This is a genomic window from Streptomyces flavofungini (assembly GCF_041028215.1).
GTDB lineage: Bacteria > Actinomycetota > Actinomycetes > Streptomycetales > Streptomycetaceae > Streptomyces > Streptomyces flavofungini_B.
The window spans coordinates 1-7,715 of sequence record NZ_JASKYR010000324.1; the positions used below are offsets into that span (position 1 = coordinate 1).

A 7,715-nucleotide genomic window follows, 5' to 3' on the forward strand; every position below is an offset into this window, starting at 1 on the left:
GGCGCTATCTCGCGTCGATCGACCTGACCGGCCTCGTCCGCGCCTGGGGGGGGGGGGGGGGGGGGGGGGGGGGGGGGGGGGGGGGGGGGGGGGGGGGGGGGGGGGGGGGGGGGGGGGGGGGGGGGGGGGGGGGGGGGGGGGGGGGGGGGGGGGGGGGGGGGGGGGGGGGGGGGGGGGGGGGGGGGGGGGGGGGGCCTCGTCCGGGTCGACGACMTCCAGGCGGACACCCCGGCCGCCGAGGCCGCCCTCTGGCGCTATCTCGCGTCGATCGACCTGACCGGCCTCGTCCGCGCCTGGGGGCGGCCCGTCGACGACCCGCTGCTGCTCTTCGCCGCCGACCGCGACCAGGTGCGGGTCACGGGCGAGTTCCCCGCGCTCTGGCTCCGCCTCCTCGATGTGCGCGCCGCGCTCACGGCCCGCTCCTGGGCAACCCCCGTCGACACCGTCATCGACGTGCGCGACGACCGCGTCCCGGCCAACGGAGGACGCCACCGCCTGACGGCGTCCCCCGCCTCGTGCTCGTACGAGAGGACGACGGACCCCGCCGACCTCTCCCTCGACGTCCGCGACCTGGCGGCGTGCTATCTCGGCGGCACCACCGTCACCGCCCTGCTCCGCGCCGGTCTCGCGCGCGAGCACACGCCGGGCACGGCGACGGCCCTGGACGCGGCCCTGCGCACGGACCTGCTGCCGCACACCGTGGACGAGTTCTAGGAGGTCACGAAAGCAGAGAACCTAGGGGTTCCGCAGAGGACCTAGGAGTTCCGGGCGGGAGCGCCGAGCTCGGTGAGCGCGTCGTCGGTCAGCCGGTACACGGTCCACTCGTTCTGGGGGCGCGCCCCGAGTGACCGGTAGAAGTTGATCGACGGCTCGTTCCAGTCGAGGACGGACCATTCGAGCCGCTCGTAGCCCCGCTCCACGCAGATGCGGGCGAGTTCGGTGAGCAGCGCCTTGCCGTGTCCGCCGCCGCGCGCCTCGGGGCGCACGTAGAGGTCCTCCAGGTAGATGCCGTGCACGCCGCGCCAGGTGGAGAAGTTGAGGAACCACAGGGCGAAGCCGACCGTCTCGCCGGAGGTGTCGTCCAGCGCGATGTGCGCGTACGCGGCGGGCCGCTCGCCGAAGAGCGCCTCGTGCAGGTGCTCCTCGGTGGCGACGGCCTCATGGGCCGCCTTCTCGTACGTGGCGAGATCGCGGACAAGGGCGTGGATGACGGGCACATCGGCCGGTACGGCGGTACGGATCATGCAGGCAGGCTAGACGAGGAGCCGCCGCGCGAGTTCCAGGTCCTCGGCCTCGACCGGCCGCCCGTCCTCGATCTCCCAGAGCGCGTTCTGAAGAACCCGGCCGAGCGTCCACGCCCGTGCCCGCTCCCGGTCGAGGCCGAGGACCTCGGTCATCGCGTCGAAGCGCCAGCGCACCTCGTCCGGCTCGAAGTCGTTGTTCAGGGCGGGCCAGAGGTCGAACCCCGGGTCACCGGCCAGCGGCTTCGGGTCGATGGCGAGCCACGGCTCACGCTCGGAGGCGAGCACGTTCTCGAAGTGCAGGTCCCAGTGCAGCATCCGGTCCCCCGCCTCGCCCATGACCTCGCGCACCGCGCCGCCGCACCGCTCGACGAGCGCGCGCTCGGCCGGGTCGGGGATGGCCTTCAGGGCGTCCGGCAGCGCCTGGACCATCTCCGCCGCGATGTCCGCGAGCCGTCGCATGCCCTCGGGCGCGGGCCCGGAGGTCAGCCTGGCGAGCAGCCGGGCGATGACGAGAACGGCCTCGCGGGTGTCGGCCATGGTGGACAACATGCGGCCCGCGTCGAGCCGTTCGAGCAGCATCGTGCCGGTGTCCGCGTCGTGGTCGAGGAGCCGCACGGCCCCGTCGCCGCCCCACATCCGCAGCGCGACCGGCTCGCCCTCGGTCTCCTCGTCGAGGACCTGGAACTTGATCACGGCGGGTGTCCTGTCGGCCCGCAGCACGGGAAGGACCAGCGCCGCCTGGCCGTGCATGGGCCCGCCGTCGGGCGTCAGGTCCCACCGCTCGGTGAACTCCCGCACGCGCGCGGGGAGCCCGGCGATGAAGGCGCGGCCCGCCTCGCCCGCGTACAGGTGCTGCGACTCGATCAGACCGTCGGGAACGCGCAGGTCGCGGATGTCGATCACGACGGCGACCCTATCCGCGTGCGCGCGTCACCGCATGCGCATTTTCCGGGGCGTGCCAGGGGGGCGCCCACGTCCGCGGTGTTCACCGGCGAGGGTGCCGCGGTCAGGAGATCCCGGCCGCCTTGAGCTTCTTGGCGAACGCGGCCTTGTCGTAGACCGCGCCGTCCTCGACCTTCTTGCCGTCGACGAGGACGGTGGGCGTGCCGGAGATCCCGTCGTCGCTGAAGGACGCCATGGCCTGACCGACCCACTTCTCGTACGTACCGTTGGTCACCGCCTTGTCGAAGGCGTCACCCCGCAGTCCGTCGACCTTGTCGGCGATCTTCAGCAGGAAGGCCGGGGTGAAGGCGTCCTCGCTCTCCTCCGCGGGCTGGTTGGCGAAGACGGCGGCGTGGAACTGCGGGAACTCGCCCGCCTCCACGGCGGCGCGCAGCGCGTTCGCCGCGTTCACCGAGCCGCTGCCACCGAGGTTCTTGTCGAGGAACGAGGCGATCGTGTACTCGACCTTGACCTTGCCCTCGGCGACCGGCCCGACCAGCGCCTGCGCCCCGCCCTCCTCGAACTTTCCGCAGAACGGGCAGCGCGCGTCCTCGTAGACCTTGACCGTGTGCCCGGCCTTCGGATCGCCCACCGTGATGACGCCGCCCTTGACCGAGGCGGGCGTCTCGGCGAGCCGCTCGCTCCCGGCCGGCGGGGCCTTCGCCTCGGGGGCGCCGGCCGCGGGGTCCCGCGTCTTCCCCGGCTCACCCGGGCCCTTGGACGCCGCCGGGCCCTTGGGCGCCGCCGAGGAGGACTCGCCGTCACTCTTCCCGTCGTCGCCGCCGTCGGGACCGCAGGCGGAGGCGGCCATTCCGATCAGCGCCGCCGTGGCCACGGCGGTGGCGACACGACCGGCCCTGCGCCCGGCTATGTGTACGGCCATGAGGTGAGCCCTCCCAGTTGTGCGTCACGTACCGCCCGTAAGCGGCGCGTGCGACAGCCACCGCCAGGGGCACCGGAAAATCTATCCCGCGCGGGCGGCGGCCCCGCCTCCGGTGCCTTCGACCCCTGCCCAAGCTCCCCACCTGCGCAGTAACGTCCGCCCATGAGCAGCACGACCAACACGACGGGTCCCACGTCTCCCCCGCCCGGCACGGTGAACGGCGGCATATCGTTCTGGTACGCGGACGACGGCCTGCCCGCCGCGCGCGAACCACTGACCTCCGACAGCACGGCGGACGTCTGCGTCGTCGGCGGCGGCTACACCGGCCTGTGGACCGCGTACTACCTGAAGAAGGCCGCGCCCTTCCTCCGCATCACCGTCCTTGAGCAGAAGTTCTGCGGCTACGGCGCCTCCGGCCGCAACGGCGGCTGGCTCTACAACGGCATCGCGGGCCGCGACCGCTACGCCCGACTCCACGGCCACGAGGCGGCGGTCCGCCTCCAGCGGGCCATGAACGAGACGGTGGACGAGGTGATCCGCGCGGCGGCCGATGAGTCCATCGAGGCGGACATCCACCACGGCGGCGTCCTGGAGATCGCGCACACCCCGGCCCAGTTGGCCCGCCTGAAGGCCTTCCACGCCGCCGAGCTCGCCTTCGGCGAGAAGGACCGCACCCTGCACGGCGCCCGCGAGACGGCCGAGCGCGTCCGCGTCTCCGGCGCGGTCGGCTCCACGTGGACCCCGCACGGCGCCCGTCTGCACCCGGTGAAACTGGTGAAGGGCCTGGCCGCGGCCGTGGAGGCGCTCGGCGTCACGATCCACGAGTCGACGCCGGTCACGGAGATCAAGCCCAAGCACGCCGTCACTCCGTACGGCACCGTCCGCGCCCCTTACGTCCTGCGCTGCACGGAGGGCTTCACGGCATCTCTGAAGGGCCAGCGCCGCACCTGGCTCCCCATGAACTCCTCGATGATCGCGACGGCCCCGCTGACGCCGTCCCAGTGGGAGTCGATCGGCTGGGAGGGCCGGGAGACACTCGGCGACATGGCGCACGCCTACATGTACGCCCAGCGCACGGCCGACGGCCGCATCGCCCTGGGCGGCCGGGGAGTCCCGTACCGCTACGCCTCGAAAACGGACAACGACGGCCGCACGCGGCAGCCGACGATCGAGGCGCTCATCTCCGTCCTGACCCGCTTCTTCCCGCAACTGACGGGCGTACCGGTGACCCACGCCTGGTCGGGAGTCCTGGGCGTCCCCCGCGACTGGTGCGCCACGGTCACCCTGGACCGCGCGACGGGCCTCGGCTGGGCGGGCGGCTACGTCGGCTCGGGCGTCGCCACGGCCAACCTCGCCGCCCGCACCCTGCGCGACCTGGTCCAGCAGGACTCGGGCCAGGCGGGCCCCACGGACCTCACGGCCCTCCCCTGGGTCAACCACAAGGTCCGCAAATGGGAACCCGAACCCTTCCGCTGGCTGGGCGTCCACGGCATGTATGCCACCTACAACGCCGCCGACCACCGAGAACGCACCACCCACACCACGGACTCCTCCCGCCTGGCCACCTGGGCGGACCGGGTAGCAGGCCGCCACTGACCGCGGCGACCGTCAAGCACCGAGGCCCCCACGACGACGGCCCCGCGATCCAAGATCGCGGGGCCGTCGTGCCAGGTGAAGCGTCGAGCCCCCTGTCGGATTCGAACCGACGACCTTCGCTTTACAAGAGCGGCGCTCTGACCAGCTGAGCTAAGGAGGCGTGTACTGGTGTGCCCGTGCAGTGTAACCAACCCCGGCGGTCCGGCCGTCGAAAATTTCCTCGAAGGAGCGAAGGTCGGGGCACCGCGACTGCTGACAGACCACTGGCCCTCGGGGTACGGTCACGAGCAGTTCACTCAGGTGGACTACACCACTCCCTCTACTCGGATCGTCCGGCACGTTCCTGCCGGTGAAGGGGGCCTGCACCATGGCCACAGTTACGTTCGACAAGGCGACCCGCATCTACCCGGGTGGCGACAAGCCCGCCGTCGACGGTCTCGACATCGAGATCGAGGACGGCGAATTCCTCGTCCTGGTCGGTCCTTCCGGCTGCGGCAAGTCCACCTCGCTCCGCATGCTCGCGGGGCTCGAGGACGTGAACGCCGGCGCCATCCGCATCGGTGACCGCGACGTCACGCACCTGCCGCCCAAGGACCGGGACATCGCCATGGTGTTCCAGAACTACGCGCTGTACCCGCACATGACCGTCGCCGACAACATGGGCTTCGCGCTCAAGATCGCCGGTGTGAACAAGGCGGAGATCCGGCAGAAGGTCGAGGACGCCGCCAAGATCCTCGACCTCACCGAGTACCTCGGCCGCAAGCCGAAGGCCCTCTCCGGCGGTCAGCGCCAGCGCGTCGCCATGGGCCGCGCCATCGTCCGTGAGCCGCAGGTCTTCCTCATGGACGAGCCGCTCTCGAACCTCGACGCCAAGCTGCGCGTCTCCACGCGTACGCAGATCGCGAGCCTCCAGCGCCGCCTCGGCATCACCACCGTGTACGTCACCCACGACCAGGTCGAGGCCATGACCATGGGCGACCGTGTGGCCGTGCTCAAGGACGGCCTGCTCCAGCAGGTCGACTCGCCGCGCAACATGTACGACCGCCCGGCGAACCTCTTCGTCGCGGGCTTCATCGGCTCCCCCGCCATGAACCTCGTCGAGGTCCCGATCACCGACGGCGGCGTGAAGTTCGGGAACAGTGTCGTGCCGGTGAACCGGGAGGCGCTCAGCGCCGCCGCCGACCGCGGCGACCGCACCGTCACCGTCGGCGTCCGGCCCGAGCACTTCGACATCGTCGAGCAGAACGGCGCTGCCGCGAAGTCCCTCTCCAAGGAGACCGAGGACGCCCCGGCCGGCCTCGCCGTCTCGGTCAACGTCGTCGAGGAGCTCGGCGCCGACGGCTACGTCTACGGCACCGCCGAGGTCGGCGGCGAGCACAAGGAACTGGTCGTCCGTGTGAACGGCCGCGCGGTCCCCGACAAGGGCGCCCAGCTGCACGTCGTCCCGCGCCCGGGCGAGACCCACGTGTTCTCCACCTCGACCGGCGAGCGCCTCTCCGACTGAGCCCTCACCACCGCTCCCCAAGGGGCCCCGCACCACGTGTGCGGGGCCCCTTGGCGCAGCCCCGACGCGTCGCCCGCAGCGCGGGAGGGTGTCGACAAATACCCCGGCAGAGCCGTCATTTCACCCACCACGCGTCAACACCGCAGAAGAAATAACCGGTTCGCCATCCCTCGACCGAGTGACTAAATGTCGCCAAATCATCACCTAGCGCTACGCTCACTCGCGTGACGCACTCCGCCAACTACACCCAGAAGCGCCGAGCCCACCGGGGCCCCGCCCGCCGCATCGGCCGCACGCTCTCCCTCGTCCTGCCCGTGATGCTGGTGCTTTCCGGGACCCTCGCGGTCACCAGCGTCAACTGGTCGGGCAACACGTCGGATTCGATGCTCACCGCATCCGCCGACGACCTCTCCAAGCCCGCCAAGTCCCGCGCGCCACAGGACATCCTGCGCGACCGGCTCCTCCTTGAGCTCCAGGAGAAGAACCCCGGCGTGGCGCTCACGCACCTCCAGCGCGAGGTGGACCGCCACCCCTCGCTGGCCAAGCACTGCATGTCCATCGCCCGCGCCCTCGGCCGCGCCGCCGTGCAGGCGTACGGCCCGACGCGCGCCCAGTCCTACGCCAGGCCCGTCTGCGACACCTCGTACGCGACGGGCGTCGCCACGCACCAGAACCGCTGAGCGCCCGCGCACGGCACCCCGGGAGCCCGTCGGGCCAGGCCCCGGCCGGCGCCGCCGCGTACGCCGCGTAGGGTTCCGGCATGACCACGCAGAACCCCACGCAGGCCGTCGTCCTGGCCGGAGGCCAAGGCTCCCGCCTCCGGCCGTACACCGACGACCGGCCCAAGCCGATGGTCGAGATCCCCGGCACGGGGACTCCGATCATCGGCCATCAGCTCGCCTGGCTGGCCGAGGAAGGCGTGACGGACGCCGTCGTCTCCTGCGGTCATCTCGCCGAGGTCCTCCAGGAGTGGCTCGACTCCGCCGACCTCCCGCTGAACGTCACCACGGTCGTGGAGAAGGAGCCGCTCGGCCGCGGCGGCGGCCTCAAGTACGCCGCCCGCCACCTCCCGCACGCGGACCGCCCGTGGTACGCGACGAACGGCGACATCTGGACCCGCTTCTCGCTGCGCGACATGGCGGCCTTCCACGCCGAGCGGGACGCCACCGCGACGCTCGCCCTGGCCCGCCCCCGCATTCCGTGGGGCGCCGTCGAGACGGACGCGTTCGGCCACATCACCGACTTCATCGAGGCGCCCCCGTCGCCCTACCTCATCAACGCGGGCGTCTACGTCTTCTCCGCCGCCTTCACCGCGCTCCTGCCGGACCTCGGCGACCACGAGCGCACCACGTTCCCGAGGCTGGCCAGGGAGAAGCGCCTCGCGGGCTTCCCGCTCCCCCAGGGCGCCTACTGGCGCGCCATCGACACCGCCAAGGACCTCACCGAGGCCGCGAAGGAACTGGCCGCCCAGAACCGCCCGTAGCGTCGCCCGGGAGTCATACGTCGATACGTGCATGGGGCCCCGCACGATGTCCGTGCGGGGCCC

Annotated in this window: 7 protein-coding genes, 1 tRNA gene and 1 pseudogene; 5 read left to right on the forward strand and 4 right to left on the reverse strand. The window is 72.0% G+C overall.

Translation table 11 applies throughout. The annotated features are described in order from the left end of the window. Positions 1–189: 189 nt before the first annotated feature. Positions 190–714 (forward strand): annotated as a pseudogene (locus AB8Z36_RS22055) (sterol carrier protein domain-containing protein); the annotation flags it as partial. A gap of 41 nt (positions 715–755) precedes the next feature. Here the strand turns inward: AB8Z36_RS22055 and AB8Z36_RS22060 are convergent. The 3 genes from AB8Z36_RS22060 to AB8Z36_RS22070 all read right to left on the reverse strand — a co-directional run bounded on the left by AB8Z36_RS22060 (position 756) and on the right by AB8Z36_RS22070 (position 3,069). After that, entirely contained in the window at positions 756–1,244 is a 489-nt protein-coding gene (locus tag AB8Z36_RS22060; protein WP_369215088.1) for a GNAT family N-acetyltransferase, read from the reverse strand. Positions 1,245–1,253: 9 nt separating this feature from the next. Further along, a complete protein-coding gene (locus AB8Z36_RS22065; protein ID WP_440581967.1) occupies positions 1,254–2,147 on the reverse strand; it encodes an aminoglycoside phosphotransferase family protein in 894 nt (297 codons plus the stop codon). A 103-nt stretch (positions 2,148–2,250) separates the two neighbouring features. Further along, positions 2,251–3,069, reverse strand: coding sequence for a DsbA family protein (locus AB8Z36_RS22070; RefSeq protein ID WP_369215089.1), 819 nt, complete (start codon positions 3,067–3,069; stop codon positions 2,251–2,253). A gap of 162 nt (positions 3,070–3,231) precedes the next feature. Here AB8Z36_RS22070 and AB8Z36_RS22075 point away from each other — a divergent pair, with 162 nt between their 5' ends. Continuing rightward, entirely contained in the window at positions 3,232–4,665 is a 1,434-nt protein-coding gene (locus tag AB8Z36_RS22075) for an NAD(P)/FAD-dependent oxidoreductase (protein ID WP_369215090.1), read from the forward strand. Between the two features lie 86 nt (positions 4,666–4,751). Here the strand turns inward: AB8Z36_RS22075 and AB8Z36_RS22080 are convergent. Then, positions 4,752–4,825: transfer RNA gene (locus AB8Z36_RS22080), tRNA-Thr, on the reverse strand. 207 nt (positions 4,826–5,032) lie between these two features. On the opposite strand from AB8Z36_RS22080, the gene AB8Z36_RS22085 reads away from it, so the two are divergent. The 3 genes from AB8Z36_RS22085 to AB8Z36_RS22095 all read left to right on the forward strand — a co-directional run bounded on the left by AB8Z36_RS22085 (position 5,033) and on the right by AB8Z36_RS22095 (position 7,652). Then, on the forward strand, positions 5,033–6,169 hold the full coding sequence (locus AB8Z36_RS22085) for an ABC transporter ATP-binding protein (RefSeq protein WP_369215091.1): 1,137 nt from the start codon (positions 5,033–5,035) through the stop codon (positions 6,167–6,169). Positions 6,170–6,393: 224 nt separating this feature from the next. After that, a complete protein-coding gene (locus AB8Z36_RS22090) occupies positions 6,394–6,849 on the forward strand; it encodes a hypothetical protein (RefSeq protein WP_369215092.1) in 456 nt (151 codons plus the stop codon). Between the two features lie 80 nt (positions 6,850–6,929). Next, complete coding sequence (locus AB8Z36_RS22095; RefSeq protein WP_369215093.1) at positions 6,930–7,652, forward strand: nucleotidyltransferase family protein; 723 nt, start codon at positions 6,930–6,932, stop codon at positions 7,650–7,652. Positions 7,653–7,715: the final 63 nt, after the last annotated feature.

Coding starts and splice junctions, on each gene's coding strand:
- AB8Z36_RS22060 (WP_369215088.1), bottom strand. CDS start 1,244: ATGATCCGTACCGCCGTACCGGCCGATGTGCCCGTCATCCACGCCCTT.
- AB8Z36_RS22070 (WP_369215089.1), bottom strand. CDS start 3,069: ATGGCCGTACACATAGCCGGGCGCAGGGCCGGTCGTGTCGCCACCGCC.
- AB8Z36_RS22075 (WP_369215090.1), top strand. CDS start 3,232: ATGAGCAGCACGACCAACACGACGGGTCCCACGTCTCCCCCGCCCGGC.
- AB8Z36_RS22085 (WP_369215091.1), top strand. CDS start 5,033: ATGGCCACAGTTACGTTCGACAAGGCGACCCGCATCTACCCGGGTGGC.
- AB8Z36_RS22095 (WP_369215093.1), top strand. CDS start 6,930: ATGACCACGCAGAACCCCACGCAGGCCGTCGTCCTGGCCGGAGGCCAA.